The sequence below is a fragment of the Geodermatophilus sp. SYSU D00867 genome (genome assembly GCF_054050315.1).
Genome location: NZ_JBJGZC010000013.1, coordinates 69,590 through 93,034 on the forward strand (window position 1 = coordinate 69,590; position 23,445 = coordinate 93,034).

General features: G+C 77.6%; 24 protein-coding genes. 14 read left to right on the forward strand and 10 right to left on the reverse strand.

Annotated features, from left to right (window positions below):
• The first annotated feature begins 155 nt into the window (after positions 1 to 155).
• Positions 156 to 2,588, forward strand: a complete 2,433-nt coding sequence (locus tag ACI8AK_RS13905) for a lysylphosphatidylglycerol synthase domain-containing protein (protein WP_456956701.1) — start codon at positions 156 to 158, stop codon at positions 2,586 to 2,588.
• A gap of 3 nt (positions 2,589 to 2,591) precedes the next feature.
• Here the strand turns inward: ACI8AK_RS13905 and ACI8AK_RS13910 are convergent, their stop codons facing one another.
• Positions 2,592 to 3,527, reverse strand: coding sequence for a site-specific integrase (locus tag ACI8AK_RS13910; RefSeq protein ID WP_456956703.1), 936 nt, complete (start codon positions 3,525 to 3,527; stop codon positions 2,592 to 2,594).
• Between the two features lie 180 nt (positions 3,528 to 3,707).
• On the opposite strand from ACI8AK_RS13910, the gene ACI8AK_RS13915 reads away from it, so the two are divergent.
• Together ACI8AK_RS13915 and ACI8AK_RS13920 are read left to right on the forward strand one after the other, a co-directional pair.
• A complete protein-coding gene (locus tag ACI8AK_RS13915) occupies positions 3,708 to 4,943 on the forward strand; it encodes a hypothetical protein (RefSeq protein ID WP_456956705.1) in 1,236 nt (411 codons plus the stop codon).
• Positions 4,944 to 5,078: 135 nt separating this feature from the next.
• Entirely contained in the window at positions 5,079 to 5,234 is a 156-nt protein-coding gene (locus tag ACI8AK_RS13920) for a hypothetical protein (protein ID WP_387988880.1), read from the forward strand.
• Between the two features lie 12 nt (positions 5,235 to 5,246).
• Here ACI8AK_RS13920 and ACI8AK_RS13925 read toward each other — a convergent pair whose 3' ends face one another.
• On the reverse strand, positions 5,247 to 5,849 hold the full coding sequence (locus tag ACI8AK_RS13925; RefSeq protein WP_387988879.1) for a TetR/AcrR family transcriptional regulator: 603 nt from the start codon (positions 5,847 to 5,849) through the stop codon (positions 5,247 to 5,249).
• Positions 5,846 to 7,189 (reverse strand): phenylacetate--CoA ligase PaaK, encoded by a 1,344-nt coding sequence (gene paaK / locus ACI8AK_RS13930; protein WP_456902188.1) that lies wholly within the window; start codon positions 7,187 to 7,189, stop codon positions 5,846 to 5,848. The genes ACI8AK_RS13925 and paaK overlap by 4 nt, the downstream gene beginning before the upstream one ends.
• 89 nt (positions 7,190 to 7,278) lie before the next feature.
• Here paaK and paaA point away from each other — a divergent pair, with 89 nt between their 5' ends.
• The 6 genes from paaA to ACI8AK_RS13960 all read left to right on the forward strand — a co-directional run bounded on the left by paaA (position 7,279) and on the right by ACI8AK_RS13960 (position 11,596).
• A complete protein-coding gene (gene paaA, locus ACI8AK_RS13935) occupies positions 7,279 to 8,259 on the forward strand; it encodes a 1,2-phenylacetyl-CoA epoxidase subunit PaaA (RefSeq protein ID WP_387988877.1) in 981 nt (326 codons plus the stop codon).
• Complete coding sequence (paaB, locus tag ACI8AK_RS13940; RefSeq protein WP_387988876.1) at positions 8,256 to 8,624, forward strand: 1,2-phenylacetyl-CoA epoxidase subunit PaaB; 369 nt, start codon at positions 8,256 to 8,258, stop codon at positions 8,622 to 8,624. The genes paaA and paaB overlap by 4 nt, the downstream gene beginning before the upstream one ends.
• 82 nt (positions 8,625 to 8,706) lie before the next feature.
• Positions 8,707 to 9,600, forward strand: a complete 894-nt coding sequence (paaC, locus tag ACI8AK_RS13945; RefSeq protein WP_387988875.1) for a 1,2-phenylacetyl-CoA epoxidase subunit PaaC — start codon at positions 8,707 to 8,709, stop codon at positions 9,598 to 9,600.
• Positions 9,601 to 9,605: 5 nt separating this feature from the next.
• Positions 9,606 to 10,112 carry a 1,2-phenylacetyl-CoA epoxidase subunit PaaD gene (paaD, locus tag ACI8AK_RS13950; protein ID WP_387988874.1) on the forward strand — a complete coding sequence of 169 codons (507 nt, stop codon included), beginning with the start codon at positions 9,606 to 9,608 and terminating at the stop codon, positions 10,110 to 10,112.
• Positions 10,113 to 11,189, forward strand: a complete 1,077-nt coding sequence (paaE, locus tag ACI8AK_RS13955; RefSeq protein WP_456956707.1) for a 1,2-phenylacetyl-CoA epoxidase subunit PaaE — start codon at positions 10,113 to 10,115, stop codon at positions 11,187 to 11,189. It abuts the gene before it with no gap.
• Positions 11,190 to 11,194: 5 nt separating this feature from the next.
• Complete coding sequence (locus ACI8AK_RS13960) at positions 11,195 to 11,596, forward strand: thioesterase family protein (RefSeq protein ID WP_387988872.1); 402 nt, start codon at positions 11,195 to 11,197, stop codon at positions 11,594 to 11,596.
• On the opposite strand, the gene ACI8AK_RS13965 is transcribed toward ACI8AK_RS13960, so the two are convergent.
• The gene (locus tag ACI8AK_RS13965; protein ID WP_456956709.1) at positions 11,593 to 12,045 is read right to left on the reverse strand and encodes a DUF5709 domain-containing protein; all 453 of its coding nucleotides are present in this window, start codon (positions 12,043 to 12,045) and stop codon (positions 11,593 to 11,595) included. The two genes, ACI8AK_RS13960 and ACI8AK_RS13965, sit on opposite strands and share 4 nt — an antisense overlap.
• 176 nt (positions 12,046 to 12,221) lie before the next feature.
• Here ACI8AK_RS13965 and ACI8AK_RS13970 point away from each other — a divergent pair, with 176 nt between their 5' ends.
• The gene (locus ACI8AK_RS13970; RefSeq protein ID WP_387988870.1) at positions 12,222 to 12,374 is read left to right on the forward strand and encodes a hypothetical protein; all 153 of its coding nucleotides are present in this window, start codon (positions 12,222 to 12,224) and stop codon (positions 12,372 to 12,374) included.
• An 83-nt stretch (positions 12,375 to 12,457) separates the two neighbouring features.
• Here ACI8AK_RS13970 and ACI8AK_RS13975 read toward each other — a convergent pair whose 3' ends face one another.
• The 3 genes from ACI8AK_RS13975 to ACI8AK_RS13985 are packed head-to-tail and all read right to left on the reverse strand — an operon-like array spanning position 12,458 to position 16,060.
• On the reverse strand, positions 12,458 to 14,083 hold the full coding sequence (locus ACI8AK_RS13975; RefSeq protein WP_456956711.1) for a bifunctional 3'-5' exonuclease/DNA polymerase: 1,626 nt from the start codon (positions 14,081 to 14,083) through the stop codon (positions 12,458 to 12,460).
• A 49-nt stretch (positions 14,084 to 14,132) separates the two neighbouring features.
• Entirely contained in the window at positions 14,133 to 14,939 is an 807-nt protein-coding gene (locus ACI8AK_RS13980) for a DivIVA domain-containing protein (protein WP_387988868.1), read from the reverse strand.
• On the reverse strand, positions 14,936 to 16,060 hold the full coding sequence (locus ACI8AK_RS13985; RefSeq protein WP_456956713.1) for a globin domain-containing protein: 1,125 nt from the start codon (positions 16,058 to 16,060) through the stop codon (positions 14,936 to 14,938). Before ACI8AK_RS13985 ends, ACI8AK_RS13980 begins: the two co-directional genes overlap by 4 nt.
• A 254-nt stretch (positions 16,061 to 16,314) precedes the next feature.
• On the opposite strand from ACI8AK_RS13985, the gene ACI8AK_RS13990 reads away from it, so the two are divergent.
• The 3 genes from ACI8AK_RS13990 to ACI8AK_RS14000 all read left to right on the forward strand — a co-directional run bounded on the left by ACI8AK_RS13990 (position 16,315) and on the right by ACI8AK_RS14000 (position 18,152).
• Entirely contained in the window at positions 16,315 to 17,571 is a 1,257-nt protein-coding gene (locus tag ACI8AK_RS13990) for an FAD-binding oxidoreductase (RefSeq protein WP_456956715.1), read from the forward strand.
• 25 nt (positions 17,572 to 17,596) lie between these two features.
• Complete coding sequence (locus ACI8AK_RS13995; RefSeq protein ID WP_387988865.1) at positions 17,597 to 17,893, forward strand: hypothetical protein; 297 nt, start codon at positions 17,597 to 17,599, stop codon at positions 17,891 to 17,893.
• Between the two features lie 121 nt (positions 17,894 to 18,014).
• On the forward strand, positions 18,015 to 18,152 hold the full coding sequence (locus tag ACI8AK_RS14000; RefSeq protein WP_456956717.1) for a hypothetical protein: 138 nt from the start codon (positions 18,015 to 18,017) through the stop codon (positions 18,150 to 18,152).
• A 40-nt stretch (positions 18,153 to 18,192) separates the two neighbouring features.
• Here ACI8AK_RS14000 and ACI8AK_RS14005 read toward each other — a convergent pair whose 3' ends face one another.
• Positions 18,193 to 19,500: an FAD-binding oxidoreductase gene (locus tag ACI8AK_RS14005; RefSeq protein ID WP_456956719.1), complete on the reverse strand. Its 1,308-nt coding sequence runs from the start codon at positions 19,498 to 19,500 to the stop codon at positions 18,193 to 18,195.
• Between the two features lie 174 nt (positions 19,501 to 19,674).
• Here ACI8AK_RS14005 and ACI8AK_RS14010 point away from each other — a divergent pair, with 174 nt between their 5' ends.
• Positions 19,675 to 22,569, forward strand: coding sequence for a BTAD domain-containing putative transcriptional regulator (locus tag ACI8AK_RS14010; RefSeq protein WP_387988862.1), 2,895 nt, complete (start codon positions 19,675 to 19,677; stop codon positions 22,567 to 22,569).
• Here ACI8AK_RS14010 and mug read toward each other — a convergent pair.
• Together mug and ACI8AK_RS14020 are read right to left on the reverse strand one after the other, a co-directional pair.
• Positions 22,566 to 23,084 carry a G/U mismatch-specific DNA glycosylase gene (gene mug / locus ACI8AK_RS14015; RefSeq protein ID WP_456956786.1) on the reverse strand — a complete coding sequence of 173 codons (519 nt, stop codon included), beginning with the start codon at positions 23,082 to 23,084 and terminating at the stop codon, positions 22,566 to 22,568. The genes ACI8AK_RS14010 and mug overlap by 4 nt on opposite strands.
• Positions 23,081 to 23,440, reverse strand: a complete 360-nt coding sequence (locus tag ACI8AK_RS14020; RefSeq protein ID WP_387989016.1) for a hypothetical protein — start codon at positions 23,438 to 23,440, stop codon at positions 23,081 to 23,083. The genes mug and ACI8AK_RS14020 overlap by 4 nt, the downstream gene beginning before the upstream one ends.
• Positions 23,441 to 23,445: the final 5 nt, after the last annotated feature.

Below are 23,445 nucleotides of genomic sequence, written 5' to 3' on the forward strand. Positions count from 1 at the left end.
CGGGGCGGTCCTGCATCCCGACGTGGTGCCGGTGCGGGAAACGGTAGTACGCCCGCGCCCGTCCGAGGGACGTCGCCGTCCGGTCCCCGAGCGCGCCCGGCGGGCCAGACTGTGGCCCGCCGTGAGCCCTGCCCCGACGTGCGGAGGAGCCAGCGATGCCCGGTCCCGGAACACCCCGGACGGGCGGCCCGTCGGCGCCGGTGGCGGAGGCGCCTCCCCCGGGGCCGGCCGCCGGGCCGCCCGCCGTCCGGGGCGCGGACCCCTCCGAGGAGGAGGTCACCGGCTACGAGCGGTCCCCCAGCGACGTGCTGCGCACCGCCGTCCTGACGACGGTCACGCTGCTGCTGGGCCTGGTCGCGGCGTGGTCGCGCGAGGCGGCGGCCGCGCTCGACGCCGACCTGGTGGCGCGGCTGACCTCGGCCGCCCCGGCCCTGGAGCGTTCCCTGACCGGGGCGGTGACCGTGCTCGTGGCGGTCTCGCTGGCCGCGGCGGCGACCGCCCCGCTGCTGCTCCGCCGTCCCCGGCTGTTCGGCTACCTGCTCACCGGCGCCGCCGCCGCGGTCCTCCTGACCCGCGCGGCGGCGGAGGCCCTGGGCGGGGAGCCGGGGGACCTGCGCGGCGCGCTCGGCGTGCACGGGCCGGCGGTGACCGCGGCGTCGTTCGTGGTGCTGGCGCCGTTCGTGTCCCGGCGGTGGCGGCGGGCCGGGGCCCTGGTCCTCGCGCTCACCGTCCTGCTGCAGCTGCTCGGGCCCCGCGCGTTCCCGGCCACCCTCGCCGTGTCGCTGGTGCTCGGCGCCGCGGTCGGCTCCGCGACCCTGCTGGCCTTCGGCCGGCCCGTCGCCCGGCCGACGCGGGGCGCCGTGGCCGCGGCCCTGGCCGGCAGCGGGCTGGACCCGGTGGAGGTGGCACCGGCGGTGGTCGACGCCCGCGGCTCGGTGCCCTGGACCGCCCGGTTGCGCGACGGGGACCGCGTGTTCGCCAAGGTGATGGGTGCGGAGAACCGGGCGGCGGACCTGCTGTTCCGCGCCTACCGGTTCCTCCGGCTGAAGGACGTCGGCGACGAGCGCCCGTTCTCCTCGCTGCGCCGCACCGTGGAGCACGAGGCGATGGTGTCGCTGCTGGTCCGCGACGCCGGCGGCCGGACCCCCCGCCTCCGCACGATCGCCCCCGTCGGCCGCGACTCGTGGCTGCTGTCCTACGACCTCGTCGACGGCGCGACCCTGGACCGGGTGCCCGACGCGGCCGTGACCGAGCGGGTGCTGCGCGGCATCTGGGAGCAGGTGGCCGTGCTGCGCCGGCACGGGGTGGCCCACCGCGACCTGCGCCGGGCCAACGTGCTGCTCGACCCGTCGGGCACGCCGTGGCTGATCGACTGGGGCTTCAGCGAGGTCGCCGCGGACCCCGCGCTGCTCGACGCGGACGTGGCCCAGCTGCTCGTCGCCCTCACGCTGCAGGCCGGGGTGGGACCGGCCGTCGACACCGCGGTCGCCGTGCTGGGGTCCGACGCGGTGGCCGCGGCGCTGCCCCGGCTGCAACCGGACTCGCTCAGCGGCGCCACGCGCGACGCGCTCCGGCGCGACCGGCACCTGGCGGCCCGGCTGCGCGCCGCGGTCAGCGAGCGGTGCGGCGTCCCGGAGCCCCCGCTGGCGGACCTGGAGCGCGTCCGGCCCCGGACGCTGCTCGTCGTCGGCGTGCTCGCCCTCGCCACCTACCTGCTCGTCCCCCAGCTCGGCGACGTCGCCGGGATGGCCGAGCGCGTGCGGGACGCCGACTGGGCGTGGGTGCCGCCGGTCCTCGTGGCCTCGCTGCTGACCTACGTGGGCGCCGCGGCGAGCCTCGCGGGGGCGGTGGCCGTGCGGCTGCGGCCGGTGCCGACCTTCGTCGCCCAGCTCGCCTCCTCGTTCGCCGGCCGGCTGGTGCCCGCCGGGCTGGGCGGGATGGCGCTGAACGTGCGCTACCTGCAGCGGTGCGGCCTCGACGTCGCGGTCGCCACGTCCGGCGTCGGGCTCAGCTACGCGGCCGGGACCGTCGTCCACGTGGTGCTGCTGCTGGTGTTCGGGATCTGGGCCGGCCGGTCGCTGCCCGACCTGGCCCGGCCGGTGGAGTCACCGGCCCTCGTGTGGGGCGCCCTCGCGGTGCTCGCCGTCACCCTCGCCGCCGCGGCGGTCCCGGCCGTGCGGCGGTTCGCGGCCGCGCGGCTGGTGCCGCCGCTGCGCCGCTCGGCCCACGGCCTGGCCGGCGCGCTGCGCAGTCCCGGCCGGGTGGTGCTGCTGCTGGGCGGTTCGGCGCTGACCACGCTCGGCTACCTGTCCTGCCTCTACCTGTCCACGCGGGCGCTGGGCGGCGACGTCGGCCCGGTCGCCGTGGGCGCGGTCTACCTCCTCGGCGCCGCGGTCGCCGCGGCCGCGCCGACGCCCGGCGGTCTGGGCGCGCTCGAGGCCGCCCTCATCGCCGGGCTGGTCGGCGTCGGGATGGACCACACGGTCGCCGTCCCCGCCGTGTTCCTCTACCGGATCGCCACCTTCTGGCTGCCGGTCCTGCCCGGCTGGGCGGCCTTCGCCTGGCTCCGCCGGGAGCACTACGTGTAGCCCTCAGAGGCCGAGCGCGCCCGAGGCGGGGTCGGCCCAGCGGCTGGAGTCGTCGTAGGTGCGGACGACGAGCGACCGCCACCGGCCGGTGCGGCTGATCTCCTTCTCCGGCACGCCGCGGGCGTAGGCCGTGGTGGCGAAGCCGCGGCGCAGCGAGTGCGGGGACAGGCCCTCGGTGGGGACGCCGGCCCGCTCGGCGGCGCGCTCCAGGACCAGGTCGACGCTGCGGGTGGTCAGCGCGGTCGCGCCCAGCCGCGGGGCGCGGCCCTTGCCCAGCGACCGGAACAGCGGGCCGGAGGTGACGCCCCGGTCGGCCAGCGCGGCCAGCCAGGCCTGCGCGGCGCGCACCGGGCAGGTGGCCGCGCGCACGCCCGGCGCCAGGGCCAGCGTCTCCCCCGCGCCCTCCTGGTCGGTCTTGGAGAACCGGAGGAGGACGTCGAGGCCGCCGTGCCCGGCCGGGACGAGGTCCTCGACCCGCAACCCGACCAGGTCGGAGGCGCGCAGGCCGAGGGCGTACCCGAGCAGGATCAGGGCCCGGTCGCGCACGCCGGCGAGGGAGTCCGGGAGGTCCTCGACCAGCGCCCGGACGGTCGCGGTGTCCAGCGCGCGGGCCCGGCGCGGGCGGACGCCGGCGCGGGCGGCGGTGCGGCGGATGCCGCTGAGCGTGCGGCGCACCCCCTCGCTGTCGCCGGGCGCGGGGTGCCCGGCGGTGCGGGAGGCGTCGTTGAGCGCGGACAGCCGGCGGGCGACGTAGCGCGGGCTGTGCCCGGCGTCGGCCATCGCGGCGAGCCAGGCGGCGACGGTGAGCGGGTCGGCCGGCAGCGCGGACGGCAGCGACCGGCTGCGGCACCAGTCGGCCCAGGCGGCGAGGTCGCGCGCGTAGGCCGCCCGGGTGCTGCCGGCGAGGGACGCGGCGAGGTAGGTGCCGACCGCCGTCATGTCCGTCGCCGGGACGACCCCCCTCTCTCCGGGGTGGGGACCGGCCGGTACGGCCATGCCGGGCCCCTCCGTCCGCCGTCGGATTTCACTTCGCAGAGTAGGGGCTTCTCGGAAGTGACGTCATCCTCCGCCTCGTCGATCCGGATACATGGATGGGCGCCGTCCATCTATCGTCACCGCATGACGGAGGCACCCGGCGGGACGACCACCTCCACGTGCGCCTATCCGGGGTGTCCGTCACCACCGCGGCCGCGCACGCCCGGACGCAGCGGCCCCTCCCCCCGGTTCTGCGAGCGGCCCGACCACAACCCCGAGTCCGCCCGGCAGGCGCGCGCCCGGGCGGCCGGAACGGCGGCCGCCCGGCTGGCGGCCACCACCGCCGCCCTGGTCCAGGACCTGCCGCCCGAGGGCCGGGTCCGGCAGCTGGTGGGCCGCTGGGCCGACGCCACCCGGGAGGCCGCCCGGACGGCCGAGACCCAGGCCGCGCTCCTCGCCGCCGCGAGCGAGGCGCTGGAGCAGTACCGCGACGAGTCGTCCGTGGAGGCCCGGCTGGCCCGCGCCTCGGCCGACGTCGACGCCGCGCACGCCGCCCGCCTCGACGCCGAGGAGCGCGCCCGCGCCGCCGAGGCGCAGCGCGCCGACGCCGAAGAGGCGCGGCAGGCGGCCGAGCGGGAGGCCGCGGCCGCCCGCGCCGACGCCGAGGACAGGATCGCCGCTGCCGAGGCGGAGGCCGCGCGCCGGGTCCGGGAGGCCGACGGGGCCCGCCGGGCCGCCGAGACCGCGCGGGAGGAGGCGGAGGCGGCGCGCGACCGGGCCGGTGGGGAACGCGACGTCGCCCGGCGGGAGGCCGCGGAGGCCGCGGACCGGCGGCGGGCGGCCGAGCGGGACGCCGCGGCGGCGCGGGAGGACGGGCGGCGTGCCCGGGCGGACGCCACCCGCGAGCACGACGCGCTCGTGGCGGCCCGCGCGCGGTGGGACGTCACCGAACGCACGCTCACCGCGGACCTGGAGACGCGGACGCGGGAGCGCGACGAGGCGGCGGCCGCCCGGGACGAGGCGCGCGCCGCCACCGCCGCCGCCCGGGAGCAGGTCCGCGACGCCGAGCGGGACCGCGACGCCGCCCGGCGCGCCGAGCAGGACGCCCGGACCCTGGCGCGGGAGGCGGCCGACCGCGCGACCGCGGCCGAGCAGGGCCTACGCGAGGCGCTGACCGGGGCGGCGCGGAGCGCGGAGCGGGCGGAGGACGCCACCCGCCGCGCCGCCGAGGCCGAGACCGCAGCGCGGCGGGCCGCGGAGCAGGTCGGCGCGCTCACCGCCGAGGTGGAGGCGCTGCGCGCCCGCCCGGCCGGCCGGCCGGGCGGGGACGCTCCGGACCAGGGACCTCGGACCGGCGCGCGGGGACCCGGCGGCGCGTAGCCTCCCGGGGCACGGAGCCGCGCGGGCGGGTGTCGCCGTCGGGAGGCCGCGCCCCAGCTCCGCTCCCCCGGCCGAGCACCCGGCCCCACCCCCCGTCCCGGCGGCCTCGCCGGGCGGCGACCGAGGGACCCCGCCATGAGCGACCAGTGGCAGTACCCGGAACCCACCGTCCCCGTCCCCCGGGGGACGACCGACGTCGTCGGGCCGATCGCGGAGGAGGTCGCCGACCTCGAGGAGGACCGGCGCCGGCTGACGGACCTGGAGTACGCCGAGCTGGGCGGCGAGGGCTGAGGCCCGCGCGCCTCAGGGACGGGCGCGCAGGCCCTCGAACGCCGTCCGGACCAGCGCGTCGGCCAGCGCGTCCGGCGACAGGCTGCCGCCGGGGCGGTACCACTCGGTCAGCGAGTTGACCGTGCCGAACAGCAGCCGGCTGGTGACGGCGGGGTCGACGTCGGGGCGCACGTCGCCCTCCTCCTCCGCGGCGCGCACCAGTTCGGTGACGATCCGGTCGAACTCCCGCCGGCGCTGCAGTGCGGCCTGCTCGACCGGGGAGTTGCCGCGCACCCGCAGCAGCAGGGTGACGAACGGCAGCTCGGCGGCCAGCACCCGCACCGACCCGCGGACGACGTGCTCCAGCCGGTCGATCGCCCGGCCGGTGCGCGCGCCGGGCTCCCGGGTGACGGCGAACAGCGCGTCCAGCGCCCGGTCCAGCGCCAGCCGCAGCAGCTCGACCTTGCCGGGCACGTGGTGGTAGATCGCCGACTTGGTGACGCCGAGCCGGCCGGCCAGCTCGTCCATGCTGGTGGCGTCGTAGCCACGCTCGTTGAACACCGCGACGGCGACGTCCAGCAGCGAGTCCAGCGAGTGCCCGGGGCGCCCTCGGCGGGCCCTCGCGAGTTCCGTCACGGACGGTCGCGGTTGTCGGTCATGCGCTGCAGTTTGCCCATCGAGCGCGGCAGCGTCTCCGGGTCGACGACGAGGACCTCGACGGTGCAGCCCACGGTGTCCTTGACGCCGGTCGCCACCTCCGCGGCCGCGGGCTCCCGGCGCTCCGGCGGGCAGTCCGGGCGCGCCTCGACGCGGCAGACCAGGTGGTCCATCCGGCCGCGGGTGACCAGCTCGAGGGCGAAGTGCGGCGACAGGCCCGGCGTCCGCAGCACGACCTCCTCGATCTGCGTGGGGAACAGGTTCACGCCGCGCAGGATGATCATGTCGTCGGTGCGGCCGGTGACCTTCTGCATCCGCCGCACGCCCGGCCGCGCCGTCCCGGGCAGCAACCGGGTGAGGTCGCGGGTGCGGTAGCGGACGACGGGCATGGCCTCCTTGGTGAGCGAGGTGAACACCAGCTCGCCCTCCTCGCCCTCGGGCAGCACCTCGCCGGTGACCGGGTCGATGACCTCCGGGTAGAAGTGGTCCTCCCAGACGTGCAGGCCGTCCTTGGTCTCCACGCACTCCTGGGCGACGCCGGGGCCCATCACCTCGGACAGCCCGTAGATGTCGACGGCGTGGATGCCCGCGCGCTCCTCCATCTCGCGGCGCATCTGCTCGGTCCACGGCTCGGCGCCGAAGACGCCGATCTCCAGGCTCGAGGCCCGCGGGTCCAGCCCCTGCTTCTCGAACTCGTCGAGCACGGTGAGCATGTAGCTCGGGGTCACCATGATCACCCGGGGCGCGAAGTCGGTGATCAGCTGCACCTGGCGCGGCGTCATGCCGCCGGAGACGGGGACGACGGTGCAGCCCAGCGCCTCGGCGCCGTGGTGGGCGCCGAGGCCGCCGGTGAACAGGCCGTAGCCGTAGGCGTTGTGCAGCACGTCGCCGGGCCGGCCGCCGGCGGCGCGGATGGAGCGGGCCATGACCGCGGCCCAGGTCGCGAGGTCGCGCTCGGTGTAGCCGACGACGGTCGGCTTGCCGGTGGTGCCCGACGAGGCGTGCACGCGGCGCACCTGCTCGCGCGGGACGGCGAACATGCCGAACGGGTAGTTCTCGCGCAGGTCGGCCTTGCTCGTCGTCGGGAAGCGGGCCAGGTCGGCCAGCTCCCGGCAGTCGTCGGGGTGCACGCCGGCGGCGTCGAAGGCGCGGCGGTAGTGCGGCACGTTGTCGTACGCGTGCCGCAGCGACCAGCGCAGCCGCTCGAGCTGCAGCGCCCGCAGCTCGTCGGCGCCCATCCGCTCGGCGGGGTCGAGGGTCGCGGGGTCGGGGGCCTCGCCCAGCCGCTGCGCCGTCGTGGTCGTCCTGGTCGCCGTCATGACCGCCGTCCTCGTCCCGCGCTTGAACTCTCCCGGTGTCCTGGGTCACACTATTCCTGACCGCTCGGTCAGTAAATGGGAGGAAGGCCATGGCCGCACCCGTCGTGGACCGCGCCGCCGTCGACGAGACCGCGCTGCAGCAGCAGTTCGACGCGACGGTCGCCGCCGACCGGCGGATCGAGCCGCGCGACTGGATGCCCGAGGGCTACCGCAGGACGCTGGTGCGCCAGATCGCCCAGCACGCGCACTCGGAGATCATCGGGATGCAGCCCGAGGGCGACTGGCTGCTCGCCGCCCCGAGCCTGCGCCGCAAGGCGATCCTGCTGGCCAAGGTGCAGGACGAGGCCGGCCACGGCATGTACCTCTACTCGGCGGCCGAGACGCTCGGCGCCGACCGCGCCGACCTCACCGACAAGCTGATCGAGCGGAAGCAGAAGTACAGCTCGATCTTCAACTACCCGACGCTCACCTACGCCGACGTCGGTGTGATCGGGTGGCTGGTCGACGGCGCGGCGATCTGCAACCAGGTGCCGCTGTGCCGCTCCTCCTACGGGCCCTACGCCCGGGCGATGATCCGCATCTGCAAGGAGGAGTCGTTCCACCAGCGGCAGGGCTACGAGCTGCTGATGACGATGATGGGCGGCACGCCCGAGCAGCGGGCGATGGTGCAGGACGCCGTCGACCGGTGGTGGTGGCCGTCGCTGATGATGTTCGGCCCGCCCGACGACGACAGCCCGAACACCGCGCAGTCGATGGCGTGGGGCATCAAGCGGCACACCAACGACGAGCTGCGCCAGCGGTTCGTGGACATGACCGTGCCGCAGGCGCAGGTCCTCGGCGTCACGCTGCCCGACCCCGACCTGGCGCTCGACGAGGAGACCGGGCACTGGCGGTACGGCCCGATCGACTGGTCGGAGCTCAAGCGGGTGATCAGCGGGGACGGGCCGATGAACGCCGTCCGGATCGCCCGCCGCCGCGCCGCCCGCGACGACAACGCGTGGGTGGTCGAGGCGGCCACCGCCTACGCACGCAAGCACAGCGGCGGGCGACCGGCCGGGGAGCACGCGTGAGCACCGACCTGACCGCCGAGGGCGGGCACGGCGCGGTCCCGACCGGGCCGGAGGTGCCGACGACGCCGGCGCCGTCGGTCAGCCGCCGCGACTGGCCGCTGTACGAGGTGTTCGTGCGCGGCAAGCGCGGCCTCAACCACGTGCACGTCGGCTCGCTGCACGCGCCCGACGACGAGATGGCCGTGCACGCCGCCCGCGACCTCTACACCCGGCGCAACGAGGGCGTGAGCATCTGGGTGGTCAGGGCCGCCGACATCACCGCGTCCAGCCCCGACGAGAAGGACCCGATGTTCGCCCCGAGCGGCGACAAGGTCTACCGCCACCCGACGTTCTACGAGATCCCGGAGGACGTCCCGCACATGTAGGAAGGACCCCCACCAGGGCGGGGGCCGACCGCTGCGCACGAACTCAGGGAGGGGTTCCGTCGGCATGGGGCACGAGGAGACGGTGTACGACGCGTTGACCAACGCGCACGACGACGCCGGGCACTGGGCGTTCGGCACCGGGTTCGACGACCCGCTGGCCGGGGTGGACACCACCGTCCCCGACGGCGTCGACCCCGCCGACCTGGGCGCCTACTGCCTGATGCTCGGCGACGACGCGCTGGTGCTCGCCCAGCGGCTGACCCAGTGGATCACCGCGGCACCCGAGCTCGAGGAGGAGGTCGCGTTCGGCAACGTCGGCCTGGACCTGCTCGGCCAGGCCCGGCTGCTGCTGGCCCGCGCCGGGTCGGCCGGCGTCCTCGGCCGGTCCCGCGAGCGGGCCGGCGCGTCGATCCCCGACGAGGACGCGCTCGCCTACTTCCGCGACCCCGACGAGTTCCGCTGCACCGGCCTGGTCGCGGCCGGGAACGGCGACTTCGCACGGACCATGGTCCGGCTGCTCGCGGCGTCCACCGTCCGGCTGGCGGTGTTCGCCCGGCTGCGGGACTCCCGCGACCCGGTGCTCGCCGCGATCGCCGCCAAGGGCGTGCACGAGCTGACCTACCACCGCGACCACGCCGCCCGCTGGGTCCTGCGCCTGGGCGACGGCACGGCCGAGTCGCACCGCCGCGCGCAGGCCGGCGTCGACGCCGTGTGGCCGCACCTCGCGGACCTGTCCACCGCGACCGACGTCGAGACCCGGCTGGTCGCCGCCGGGGTGGCCGTCGACCCGGCCGCCGTCCGCGACGAGGTGCGCGACGTGCTCACCACCGTGCTGCAGCGGGCGACCCTGACGGTCCCGGACTGGCCGGCCGACGCGCCACCGCGCGGCCGGGTCGGCGAGCACGGCCCCGAGCTGACCGACCTGCTCGCCGGCCTCCAGGGCCTCGCCCGCCGGCACCCGGCGGCGACCTGGTGACGGGGATGGCCGCCACCGCGCACGTGGACCCCCGGGCGGTCGCCGAGACCGTGACCGACCCGGAGCTGCCCACGCTCACGCTCGCCGACCTCGGCGTGCTGCGCGACGTCCGCGTGCACGAGGACACCGTCGTCGTCGACATCACCCCGACCTACTCCGGCTGTCCCGCGATGGGCGTCATGCGCGCGGACCTGCTGCACGCCCTGCACGCCGCCGGGTTCGACGACGTCGAGGTGCGCACCGTGCTCTCCCCCGCCTGGTCCACCGACTGGATCACCGAGGAGGGCCGCCGCAAGCTCGCCGCGGCCGGCATCGCGCCACCGGGCAGGGCGCCCGAGCGCACGGCCGGGCCGATCCCGCTGCAGCTGGGCCCGACCCGCCGGACCGCGTCCTGCCCGCTGTGCGGCTCCCCCGACACCGTCGAGATCAGCGAGTTCGGCGCGACGGCGTGCAAGGCGCTGCGCCGCTGCCGGGACTGCGGCGAGCCGTTCGAGCACGTGAAGGAGGTCTGAGTGAGCGCACCGGCCCGCCGGCGTCCGCGGTTCCACCCGCTGCGGGTCGCCGGCGTCGAGCGGCTCACCGACGACGCGGTGGCGGTCACCTTCGACGTCCCCGAGGACCTGGCCGAGGACTACGCGTTCCGCCCCGGTCAGGCGCTCACCCTGCGGCGGGTCGACGGCGACCGCGACGAGCGCCGCTCCTACTCGATCTGCGCGCCGGTGGGCGCCGTTCCGCGCGTCGGCGTCCGCGAGGTGCCCGGCGGCTTCTTCTCCTCCTGGCTGGTGCACGAGGTGCGGCCCGGCGACACGATCGAGGTGCTGCCGCCGTCGGGCACGTTCACCGCCGACCTGTCGCAGCCGGCCGACCACGTGTTCGTCGTCGCCGGCTCCGGGATCACCCCGGCGTTGAGCCTGGCGAGCACCGTGCTGCGCGACGGCGAGTCCACCGTCACCGTGTTCTACGGCAACCGGCGCACGAACACGGTGATGTTCGCCGACGAGCTCGCCGACCTGAAGGACCGGTTCGGTCCCCGGCTGCAGCTGGTGCACGTGCTGTCCCGCGAGCCGCGCGACACCGAGCTCACCAGCGGCCGGCTCGACCGGGACCGGCTGCGCACGCTGGTCGGCGCCCTCGTCGACGCCCCGCACGTGGACCACTGGTGGCTGTGCGGCCCGCACGGGATGGTCAGCGACGCCCGGGCGCTGCTGGCCGAGCTCGGCGTCCCCGCCGAGAAGGTGCACCAGGAGCTGTTCTACGTCGACGACGTCCCGCCCGAGCCGGTGCGCGGCGACGAGGAGACGGTCGCGGGCCCGAGCGCCCAGGTCACCGTGGTGCTGGACGGCCGCTCGACGACGCTGGCGCTGCCCCGCGACGTCCCCGTCCTGGACTCCGCCCAGCGGGTGCGCTCGGACCTGCCGTTCGCCTGCAAGGGCGGCGTGTGCGGCACCTGCCGGGCGCGGGTGACCGACGGCGAGGTCGAGATGCGCCGCAACTACGCGCTCGAGCCCGCCGAGGTCGACGCCGGCTACGTCCTGACCTGCCAGTCGCTGCCACGGTCGGACGCCGTCACCGTCGACTTCGACGCCTGACGGCCGTGCGCCCGGTCGCCGTCGGCGAGACCGCGGTCCTCGACGTCGTCGTCACCGCGGCGATGACCGTGCACTTCGACGAGCTCGGCCCGGTGCACCCGGTCTACGCCACCTACGCGATGGCCAAGCACTTCGAGGAGGCGGGGCGGAAGCTGCTGCTCGGCCACCTCGAGCCGGGCGAGGCCGGCGTGGGCACCGCGGTGTCGGTCGAGCACCGGGCGCCGGCGTGGGTGGGCGACCGCGTCCGGGTGACCGCCCGCTGCACCGCGGTCCGCGGCAACCGGCTGACCTGCGCGTGCCGGGCCGTCGACGCGAGCGGCCGGGAGCTCGGCCGCGGCTCCACCGAGCAGGCGGTCCTGCCCGAGGAGGTCCTGGCGGCCCGCCTCGACCCCCGGGTCCGGGACTAGTCGTCGCCGCGGCGCACCAGGTGCACCGCCGCCTCCTCGGCCGACGCCGCCCCGCCGTCGATGCCGAGGTCCTCGCCCAGCAGCTCGTCCTCCCTGTCGACGACGCCGTCGTCGCCGACCTCGGCCAGCCGGCCCGCGCGGGCGTCGCCGACCTCGTCGTCGAGCAGCTCGCCGTCGCCGCCGGTGAGGTCACCGAGGCCGTCGCCGTCGGCGTCGTCCCAGGACCGGTCCGGCAGCTCCCGGGCGAGCCGCCCGGCGAGGCTCTCGCCGGTGGCCTCCTCCCGCTCGGTGGTGCCCCAGTCGGCCACCCCCCAGGGCCGCTCCGGCGGCGACCAGCCGGTGTCCAGGTCGCGCGGGCGGCGGGGGTCCTCGAGGGTGTCCTCGACCTCGAGCAGGCCGGTGGCCTCCTCGGGGTCGGTGCCGTCGGTGCCGTAGAGGTCGCGGTCCACGGTGGGGCTCCTCGGGTGCGGGCGGGGCGGACGGCGCTGTCCGGGGCGGACCCACCCTGCCACCGCGGCGGGCGGGGCGGGAGGGCCGCGCGTGTGACCGAACGAGCAGTCCGGCCTGCGACCCCGCCGCCCGGACCGGCGGACACTGGAGGCAGCCGACCTCCAGGGAGACCGCCGTGGACACCACGATGACCACGCTGCACGAGCACTACGTCCGGCGGGTGAACGCCGCCGTCGCCGAGGACCGCACCGACCTCGTGCGCGACCTCTACGAGGAGTACTTCGAGGAGGCGCTGCGGCGCCTGCTCGAGACCTCCGCCCCCGCCTGACGCTCGGCCCCCGTCGGACACGGGACCTCTGGGGACGACGACCCCGGACCCCTGCCCGCCGCGCGCCCCGTCACGCGGCCGGCTCAGCCCGCGTCGGCCCAGGACCGCACGACCGCGACGTCGAGCGGGAAGTCGAGCGGGAACTCCCCGAACAGCAGCCGCCCGGCCGTGGCCGCGGCGGCCCGGACCTCTGCGACGACGTCGTCGGCGAGGTCGGCCGGGGCGTGGACGACGACCTCGTCGTGCAGGAAGAACGCCAGGTGCGGCCGCTCCTCCAGCCGCCCCTCCCCCAGCTGCCAGAGCCGGTTGCGCAGGTCGGCCAGCCAGCACAGCGCCCACTCCGCGCCGGTGCCCTGCACGACGAAGTTGCGGGTGAACCGCCCCCACGCGCGGCGGGCGCGGTCGGAGTCGCGGCCGCGGGGCTCGGGCGCCTCGCCGAGGTCGGCGTCGCGCTCGGCCCACGCGGCGCCCGGCGGCGGGGAGCCCCGGCCGAGCAGTGTGGACACGACCGCGCCGCGCTCCCCCGCCCGCGCCGCCTCCTCCACCAGCCCGATCGCCCGCGGGTAGCGGCGGGCCAGCCGCGGCACCATCCGCCCGCTCTCGCCGCGGGTCCCGCCGTAGAGCGCCCCCAGCACCCCGACCTTGGCCTCGGCGCGGGTGGCCACCACCCCGGCGTCGACCATCCCGGCGTACAGGTCCCGCGAGCGGGCCGCGGCGGCCAGCGCGGTGTCGGCGCTCAGGCCGGCGAGCACCCGCGGCTCGAGCTGGGCGACGTCGGCGACCACCAGGACCCACCCGTCGTCGGCGACCGCGGCCGGGCGCACCTGCACCGGCACCGACAGCGCGCCCCCGCCCGACGACGCCCACCGCCCGGTGACCACCCCACCGGGGAGGTAGACCGGCCGGAACCGCCCGCCGCGCACCCAGGCGTCCAGCCAGCTCCAGCCGTTGGCCGCCAGCAGCCGGGCCAGCCGCTTGTACTCCAGCAGCGGCGCGACGACCGGGTGCTCGACCCGCTCCAGCGTCCACGACCGGGTGTCCTCGACCGGCAGCCCCGCGACCTGCAGCGCTTGCAGCAGCGCCGCCGGGGAGTCCGGGTTGAGCTCGGGGGCGCCGAGCGCGGCGCGGACCTCCCCCGCCAGCGCCTCCAGCACCGCCGGCCGCAGGCCCGCGGGCGGGCGCGGGCCGAGCAGCCCGGTGAGCAGCGCGTCGTGGGCGTCGGCCCGCCACGGCATCCCGGCGTGCGTCATCTCCGAGGCGGCCAGCGCGCCCGAGGACTCGGCGGCCAGCAGCAGGCCCAGTCGCGCGCGCTGCGGGGAGGCGGCGAGCACGGCCTGCTGGCGGCGGTCCTCGGCGACCGGGTCGAGCGCGTCGGCGGGGTCGGCCAGGTGGAACAGCGCCGGGTCGTCCGCGGTCACCGGCTCCAGCGCCGCCCAGCCCGGGTCCGCCGCCGGCCCGGGACCGGCGTGCGGGGAGCCGCGCAGCACGGCGGCGCACAGCCGCAGGTCGGCGCAGCGCGCCACGCGGACACCGGCGGCCAGCAGCGCCGGGTACCAGCGGGTGGTGTCGTCCCAGACCCACCGGACGCCGGCCCGCTCGCGCTCCCGCACCAGCGCCGCGAGCCCGTCCGCGGGGACCTCGGCGACGGCGCCGTCGGCCTCGTGCACCGCCACCGCGTCCCCGCGGCGGCGCAGCAGGACCCGGTCCACCGCCGCAGTCTCCCCGACCGGGCCGACGGTCCCGCGGACCGCGCGGGGGTCAGGACCGGTCGCCGGCACCCTCCGCGGCCACCTGGGCGGGTGCGCCGTCGGCGGACCCGGGCCCCAGCGACTGCTCGCCGAGCAGCACCGCGGCGGCCTCGACCGTGGGTGGTTCCTGGGCCGGGGCGGGCCCGGCCCCGGCCGCCGGGGCCCTGGGTGGCGGGGCCGGCCGGGTCACCGGGGCCCTGGAGTCCAGCACCGGCACGGCCGTCGGGTCGGCGTGGCCCCAGGCCCGCTCCACCTCGCCGATCAGCGCCTCCAGGTAGGACCGCAGCTGCGTCCGGCACGCCTGGCCGAACGCCTGCAGGTAGGCGACCTGCTCCTGCAGCTCCTCGGCGGTGCGGGCGTCCCCCGCGGCGGCCGGTGCGCCGCCCTCGGCGACGATCCGGGCCGCGGCCTCGTGGGCGGCCTGGATCATCGCGCCGACCTTCTCGCGCGCGGACTGCAGCTGCTCGTCGTACTGCTGCTGCGCCTCGCTGACCATCACCCGGCTGAACGTCTCCGCCTCCGCCACGTACTGGTCGGCGGTCTGCTGGGCGACCGCGAGCAGGCTCACCGCCTGCGCCGTCGGCTCCTCCCGGGGCTTCTCCTCGCCCACCTGGGCCTGCAGCTCCTGCACCCGGCCGCGCAACTCGGCCTTCTCCGCGTGCAGGCGGGCCAGCTCCTCGCCCACCCGGTCCAGGAACCGGTCGACCTCGGCGTCGCTGTAGCCGGGGTGCAGCATCGACGACCGGGCGAACCGCACCTCGCGCACGTCCGCGGGCGTCAGCCGCCGGCCGTTGGAGGCCACCTGCTCGGTCGTCATGACGTCACCTCTCCATCGACATCGGGTCCGGGACGGCTGGGGGCGAACACCTCGGTGCGGATGCGGTCCCGGGGCAGGCCGTGCCGCAGCAACCGCTCGACGGTGTCGTCGACCATCGCCCGGGGACCGGCGACGTAGGCCTCGCGACTGCCCCACGGCCCGGAGCGCGCCACCACCTCGCCGACGTCGCCGTGCGCCCACTGCGAGTTCCCGTCCTCGGAGACGGCGACGGTCACGGTGAGCCAGGGGTTCTCCCGCTCGAGCCGCTCCAGGTCCGCCCGGTCGTACAGGTCGCTCTCGGCGCGGACGCCGACGAACAGGTCCACCCGCCGGGGCGTGCCGTTCCGGGCGACGTGGTCGACGATCGCCTTGAGCGGCGCCAGCCCCGTGCCCCCCGCCACCAGCAGCAGGTCGCGGTCGGAGTCGGCATCGAAGCGCAGGTGGTCCACCGGGGGCCCGAGCCGCAGCACGTCCCCGACGTCGACCTGCCGCACGAGGGCGGTGCTGACCGGCCCGCCGGCCTGGGCCCGCGCGTGGATCTCCATCTCGCCGTCGGGCCGGCAGGCGTTGGCCGGCGAGTAGTAGCGCCACAGCCGCGGCCGCAGCTCGGTCTCCAGCGAGATCGACTCCCCGGGACGGTAGGACAGCGGGATCTTCGTCCGCAGCCGCAGCACGGCGGTGTCGACGGTGCGCCGCTCGTGCGCCACGACCTCGGCGTCCCACCACGGCGGCTCGTCGGCCATCTCGTCGGCGGCCGCGACCATCACCGAGGCGACCAGCTCGTAGGCCGCCGCCCAGTCCGCGGCCAGCGCGTCGTTCCAGTTCTCGTCGAAGTGCTGCAGCGTGGCGAGCAGGCTCGCTCCCACCGCGGGGTAGTGCTCGGCCACCGTCCCGAACTTGCGGTGGTCGCGCCCCAGCTGCTGCAGGATCGGCACGAGGGAGTCGAGGTCGTCGACCCGCCCCACCACCTCGCCGAGCGCGGCGAAGAGCCGGTCGCGCTGGTGCGCCATCGAGACCGGGAACATCTGCCGGGTCTCGGGATGGGCGAGGAACAGGTGGGAGTAGAACCACAGCGGCGCCTCGTCGCCGGCAGCCGCGGCCTTGGCGAAGTTCGCGCGCATCGCAGGAATGTCCACAGTCGCCCCCCGTGGGCCGTCCGCTCGGCCGTGTGACCTGGCGCACACTAGCGAGCCCTCCGGACGGCGGCTAGCCCTCCGCGGCACCGCTCCGGTCGATTTCCGGACCCGCTCCTGGCAGGGTCGGTCGCAGGGGCGCCGGTGGGGGCACCCCTGCCCCGCGGACGGCGACGACGGGCGGGCACGGACACGGGGACCCAGCAGGTCACCGCGCCCGTCGGCCGGCCGAGGAGGACCGCATGCTGTCTGACCGCTCCCGTCCCGTGATCGAGGCGACCCTGCCCGTGGTCGCCGACCACATCCAGGAGATCGCCCGGCGCTTCTACGGGCACTTGTTCGGCGCCCACCCCGAGCTGTTCGACGGGGTCTTCAACCGCGGCAACCAGGCCACCGGGGAACAGCAGGTCGCGCTGGCCGGCTCCGTCGCCGTGTTCGCCAGCACTCTGGTGAAGACGCCGGAGCAGCTCCCCGAGCAGCTGCTGTCGCGCATCGCGCACAAGCACGTCTCGCTCGGGATCACCCCCGCCCAGTACGACGTCGTCCACGAGCACCTGTTCTGGGCGATCGTCGACGTGCTCGGCGACGCGGTCACCCCCGAGGTGGCCGCGGCCTGGGACGAGGTCTACTGGCTGATGGCCTACGCGCTGATCCACCAGGAGCGCGGTCTCTACAGCGCCCGGGGGGTGCGCCCGGAGACGGTGTGGCGGGACTGGGAGGTCGCCGAGAAGGTCGAGGAGACCCCCGACGTCGTCACGTTCCGGGTGCGGCGGATCGACCACCGGCTGGTCAAGACGTCGCTGCCCGGCCAGTACGTCACCGTCCAGGTGCCGCTCCCCGACGGCGTGCGCCAGCCGCGCCAGTACAGCCTCACCCGCGCCGACGACGGCGAGCACCGCCAGTTCTCGGTCAAGCGGGTGCGCGGCGGGGACAAGCCCGACGGCGAGGTCTCCAACCACCTGTGCGACCGGGTGCAGGTCGGTGACCGGCTGACGCTGTCGGCGCCCTTCGGCGACGTCGTCCTCGACGACTCCGGCCGCCCGGTCGTCTTCGCCAGCGCCGGCATCGGGATCACCCCGATGGCCGGGATGCTGTCCCACCTGGCCGCGGCGGGCTCCTCGCTGCCCGTCACGCTGCTGCACGCCGACCTGGACGAGGAGTCCTTCGCGCTGCGTCACCAGGTCCTCGAGGACCTCCGCACGCTGCCGGACGCCACGGCGCACGTCTGGTTCGAGCGGGGCGCGCAGACCTCGCTGCCCGTCGACGGCGTGCACGACGGGACGATGGACCTCGACGAGGTCGACCTGCCCGAGGGCGCCGCGTACTACCTCTGCGGGCCCCTGCCGTTCATGCGCGCGGTCCGCAGCAGCCTGATCGACCGCGGCGTGCCCGCCCGCGACGTCCAGTACGAGGTCTTCGGCCCCGACCTGTGGCAGGCCGACTTCACCTCCGAGCCGGCGCCGGGCGCGACGGCGGAGCCGGCGGGCGCGGGCCGGTAGCCGTCCCGGGCGGCACACTGGGCGGGTGCCCCCGACCGCAGCCGCCCGCCGCGGGGTGGTCCGCCTGCTCAACTCCTCCGCCGGGCGGGTCCTCTGCCTGGCCGGGGTCGTCGACGCGGACGCCGTCGAGGCGTTCTGGCGCTGCTACGGCCCGGAGCCGGTGCGCGTCGACGTCGTCGACGCCCGCTCGGTGACCGCCCTGTCGGCCTCCGGCCGCGAGCTCGTCGCCGACGTCCTCGAGGCGGCGGCGTGGCGCGGTCTCGAGGTCGTGCTGCGCCCGTCGGAGCCGGTGCGGCGGTCGCTGTCCGGGCGGCCGGCCTGACGCGACGAGCGTCACGGCCCGCGTTCACCTGGGCTTCACGCGCGGCGGGGACCGTGGGAGACGGCCGCACCCGCGGCCGACGGACGACGACGTCCCCCCGGACCCACCTCGAGGAGACGCCATGAGCACGACCACGAGCACGACCACGAGCACGAGCACGACCCCCCGCCGCACCCTCCGCAGCTGGCTGCGGCGCTTCGACGCCTACACGCTGCAGGTGTTCAACGCCGGGACGCCCGCGCGGCCCGGGACCCGCTGACCGACCGGGGCGGGGAGGCCCGGCCTCCCCGCCCCGCCGGTCACGCTCGCTGGCCCGCCGCGCCCTCGAGGATGCGGTGCGGGTCGGTCGCCGCGGCCAGCGCCGCCAGCCGGTCCCGGACGGCGGGCGTCGGGGTGCGGGCCAGCACGTCGGGCGCCGCCCCCCAGCCGTGCGCGGGCGCGCGGCCGCCGAGGTCGCCGCCGAGCGCGGCGGCCAGCTCCTCGGCGCAGGCACGGGTGGCCGCCCGGTCCTCGGCGCCGGCGCCGCCGACGACCCGCACCGCCAGCCGCGCGTCCCGGTGGCAGACGGCGCTGGGCCGCTGCGGCACCCAGCCGAGCGCGCCGCCGAGCAGCCGCACCTCGACCGTGCGCGGCCGGCTCCCGCCGGCCGCGCGCACCAGCTCCGCGACCGCGCCGTCGGAGAGGCGGTCGAGCAGCAGCGAGGACTCCACCCCCGCCCCGAGCGCGGGCGTGGCCAGGCCCGCCGGTCCGCGCGGCGCCAGGTCGGCGGCCCCGGGCGGTGCGGCCGCGCGCAGGACGTCCAGCAGCCCGTCGCCGTCGTCGGCCTCGCCGGTCCAGGCGAACCGGACGGCCACCGTCCCCTCGCCCCGCGCCGGCCGGGTGAGCACCAGCGAGGTGCCCGCCTGCGGCGGCAGCGCCACCGACCAGGCCCGCCACGCCTCCGCCACCCGCGCGCCGTCGGCCGCGGGCCAGCGCAGCTCGCCGCCGTAGCGCGGCCCGGCGGCCAGCAGCTCCAGCTCCACGGCGGTGACGACGCCGAGCGCCTCGCCGCCGCCGCGGACGCCCCAGTACAGGTCGGCGCCGTCGGCGGGGGTGACCCGGCGCAGCACGCCGTCGCCGGTGACCACCTCCATCGCCCGCACCCGGTCCCCGGCCAGGCCGTAGGTCCGGGCCAGCGGGCCGACGCCGCCGCCGGTGACCGTGTCCGCGACCCGCTCGGCGGCCGAGGACCCGGTGATCGGGGTCAGCCCGTGCCGGGCGGCCACCGCGGCCAGGTCCCGCCAGCGCACGCCGGCGCCGACCCGCGCCCAGCCGGCGGGCGACACGCGCACCCCCGCGAGCCCCGCGGGGTCCACCTGCAGCGCGCGGGCGCCGGCGCCGGTGCGGCCGGGCCCACGGACGGCCACGGCCACCCCGTGCCGGCCGGCCAGCCGCAGCGCGGCCACGACGTCGGCGTCCTCCGCCGCCCGCACCACCGCCCCGTCGGCCAGCACGGCCGCCGCCGAGAGGCGGGCACGCAGGGCGGCGGTCAGGTCGGGCGGCAGGACGGCCGGCCGCGGGTCCGCGGCGCGGGCCGCGGGCGTGGAGGGGACGGACAGGGTGCTCACGGGGCTTCTCCAGGTGCGGGGGTCGGTGCACCCGGAGGGTCGTCGGCGGTCCTTGGTGCGCCCTTGGCGGCCGCTTGGGCAGCAGGTCACGGCCGCGACCGGGAGGTCACCGGCAGGTCACGCGGCGTCGCGGGCGCCCCCGCGGGCGTGTCCGGGCCCCTACCCTGCCCGGCGATGACCGCCACCTCGTACCGCGTGCTCGGACCCGTGGAGGTCTGGCGCGACGGGCAGCTCCTCGCCCCGCAGTCCCCGCGCCACCGCGCCGTCCTGGCCGCGCTGCTGGTCGACGCCGGGCGCACCGTCCCCGTCGACCTGCTCGTCGACCGCGTGTGGAGCGGCCAGCCGCCCACCGCCGTGTCGGCCACCCTGCAGTCGATCGTGTCCCGGCTGCGCCGGGAGCTGGAGCCCGACGTCACCGGCGGCCGCTGGACGCTGCTGGTCACCCGGGAGCCCGGCTACCGGCTCGAGGTCGCCCCCGAGGACGTCGACGCCGTCCGGTTCGTCCAGCTGCTGCGCACCGCCCGCGACCTCGCCGCCCGCGGGGACGCCGAGGGCGCCCGGGCGACGGTGGCCGAGGGGCTGGCGCTGTGGCGCGGCCCGGCCTACGCCGACGTCGCGGCCACCTTCGCCGCCGAGGAGTCCGAGCGGCTCGAGCAGCTGCGGCTGGCCGCCCGGGAACTGGCCGCCGAGCTCGACCTGCGGCTGGGCCGGCACGCCGAGATCGTCGACGACGTCCGGGAGCTGCTCCGCGCCGAGCCGCTGCGCGAGGGCCTGCGCGCCTCGCTGATGCTGGCGCTGTACCGCAGCGGCCGGCAGGCCGAGGCGCTGGAGGTCTACGACGAGGGCCGCCGGCTGCTCGCCGACGGGCTGGGCGTCGACCCGGGCCGGCCGCTGCAGTCGCTGTACGAGCAGATCCTGCGCCAGGACCCGGCGCTGGCCGGGCCCGTCCCGGTGCCCGCCGCGGCGCCCGCCCCCGTGCCGGAGCCCGCGCCGGCTCCCCCGGCGCCGGCGGTGCGCGCCCCGGGCCCCCTGCCGGTCCCGCTCACCGCCTTCGTCGGCCGCGGCGCCGAGCTCGCCCGGCTGGCCGCCGCGCTGTCCGGGCAGCGGCTGGTCACCCTGGTCGGGCCCGGCGGCAGCGGCAAGACGCGGCTGGCGCTGGAGGCCGCGCGCCGCCGGCCGGCCGGGTCGCCGCCGGCCGCGCTGGTCGAGCTGGCCGGCGTCGAGGACCCCGAGCTGGTCGCCGGGCAGGTGGCCACCGTGCTGGGCGTGACGCTGGCGGGCGGGGACCCGCTGGGCGCCGTCGCCACCGCCCTGGAGGACCGCCCGCTGCTGCTGGTCCTGGACAACTGCGAGCACGTCGTCGACGCCGCAGCCGCGGTGTGCGCCGCCCTGCTCCCCCGCTGCCCCGAGCTGCGGGTGCTGGCCACCTCCCGCGAGCCGCTCGGGCTGCCGGGTGAGGCGGTGCTGCCCTGCGGCCCGATGCCCGCCGACGCTCCCGGCAGCGACGCCGAGCGGCTGTTCCTCGACCGCGCCCGGCTGGCCGCCCCGCACCTGGCCGACCCCTCCGCGGAGGACCTGGCCCACGTCCGGGAGCTGGTGGCCGCCCTCGACGGCCTGCCGCTGGCCGTGGAGCTGGCCGCCGCCTGCCTCACCACCCTCCCGCTGGCCGAGGTCGCCGGCCGGGTCGACGACCGGTTCGCCCTGCTGTCGGGCGGCTGGCGCACCGCCGTGCCGCACCAGCGCACGCTCGCGGCCACCGTCCAGTGGAGCGTCGACCTGCTCACCCCCGCCGAGCTGGCCGTCTTCCAGGCCGTCTCGGTGCTGCCCGGCACCTTCGGCCCGGACCTGGTCGAGGCGGTGGCCGGACCGGAGGTCGACGGCCGGGCACTGGAGCTGCTGCGGGTGCTGGTGGCCAAGTCGCTGGTCGAGCTCGACCACGCGGCCGGGCGCTACCGGATGCTCGAGACGCTGCGGCAGTACGCCGAGCAGGCGCTGGACGAGCCGGCGTCCCGGCGGCTGCGCGACCGGCTGACCGGCTTCGCCGTCGCGCTCACCGAGCGGCTGGAGCCGACGCTGCGCAGCCCGCTGTGGACCGGGAGCGCCCGCCGGCTCGACGCCGAGCAGCCGGCGCTGCGGGCGGCGCTCGGGCACGCGCTGGCCACCGGGCAGGGCGAGGCGGCGCTGCGGATCGGCGGGGCACTGGGCTGGTACTGGTACCGCCGCGGCCACGTGCAGGAGGGCCGCCGCTGGCTGGCCGCCGCGCTGGACGCCACCCCCGGCGCGCCGGCCGGCGTCCGCAGTGGCGCGCTGCTCGCCGACGCGCTGCTGGCCTACCTGTCCGGCGACGTGCCCTCGCTGTGGGCGCGGACCAGCGAGATCGCCGGGACCGCCGACGACGCCGACCCGGTGCTGCCCCTCGCCCTGGTGCTGCGCGGCTTCGTGCGGGCGCTGCTCGGCCAGCCCGACCCCGACGGCGAGGTCGGGGCGGACATCGCCCGCGGCCTGGCGCTGGCGCAGGCGTCGGGCATCGAGTGGGTGCAGGTCGAGATCGCCATGACCCTCGGCCAGTTCTCGCGGGCCGCCGGCGACCTCGACGGCGCGCTGGAGCACCTCGGCCGCGCCGAGCGGCTCGCGCTGCGGCTGGGCCACTCGTGGGCGCACTCGTCGGTGCTGTGGATCCGGGCGAAGGCGCTCACCGACGTCGGCCGGGCCGCGGAGGCGCTGGCCGACCTGTGGGCGATGGTCGAGCTGACCCACCGCGAGGGCGACGCCACCGGCACCCTCGCCGGGCTGCTGGCCGCCGTCGGCGCGGTCACCGCGTCGGGCCGGCCCCGCACCGCCGCGGTGCTGCTCGGCGCGGTGCAGGCCGTCGCCCGACAGGTCGGCTACGACCCGCTGCGGATGGACCCGGTCGACGGGCAGCGCTACGTCACCGCCACCCGCGAGGCCCTCGACGAGGTCGAGTACGACACCGCGCTGGCCGAGGGCGCGGTCCTCGACCGCGGCGAGGCGGTGGCCATGGTGGGCAGGCTCGCCGCGGAGACCCGCACCGCCGACCCGGTCGCCTAGCCGCCGGGCGGCCGCAGCCCGGCGTACAGGCGGGCGAGGTCGGGCAGCTGGAAGTGCGCGTTCAGCCCGCTCGGGTTGGGCAGCACCCAGGTCTCGGCGCCACCGACCGACACCGGCTGGCGGCCCCAGCCCGCGCGGGGCGCGCCGGTGGCGAGCCGCCAGGCCGTGAGCCCGAGGACCGCCAGCACCCGCGGCCGGCAGCGCGCGACCAGGCCGGCCAGCGCCGCCGCGCCCGCCCGCAGCTCCTCCGGGGTGAGCTCGGCCGCCGTCCGCGTGGGCCGGTCGACGAGGTTGGTCACCCCCAGCCCGTAGCGGGGCAGCTCGCGGTCCTCCTCCGGCGTCAGCCGACGGGGCGTGAGCCCGGCCAGGTGCAGTGCGGGCCAGAACCGGTTGCCCGGGCGGGCGAAGTGGTGGCCGCGCTCGGCCGACAGCAGCGACGGGTTAATCCCGCAGAACAGGACGTCGAGGCCAGGGGCGACGACGTCGGGCAGCGGCTTGCCCGCTCCCCCGGTCAGGGCTCCATCGCCCGCACCGCCAGCGCGGCCCCGCCGTAGACGACCGAGCTGGCCACCGCCCGCACCGTGGTCGACCGGCCCGAGCCGCGGGCCGCGACCAGCGCGGTGAGGACGTCGAGGAGGTTCGCCGTGGCGACCAGCAGCAGCCCCCGGTCCACCTCCTCCTGGGTCCGCGCCGTCAACCCCGCCACCGAGAGGGCCAGCGCGCGGCTGCCGAACAGCCGCTGCAGCTGCAGCCCCTGCGGCGTCGGGGGGACGCCGTACCCCGCGGCGACCGCCCGCGGGGCGAGGACGCTGACCGCCCCGAACGCCATGCCGGCGCCGCCGAGCGCCCGCGCCGCCGTCTGCTTGGACATCCCTG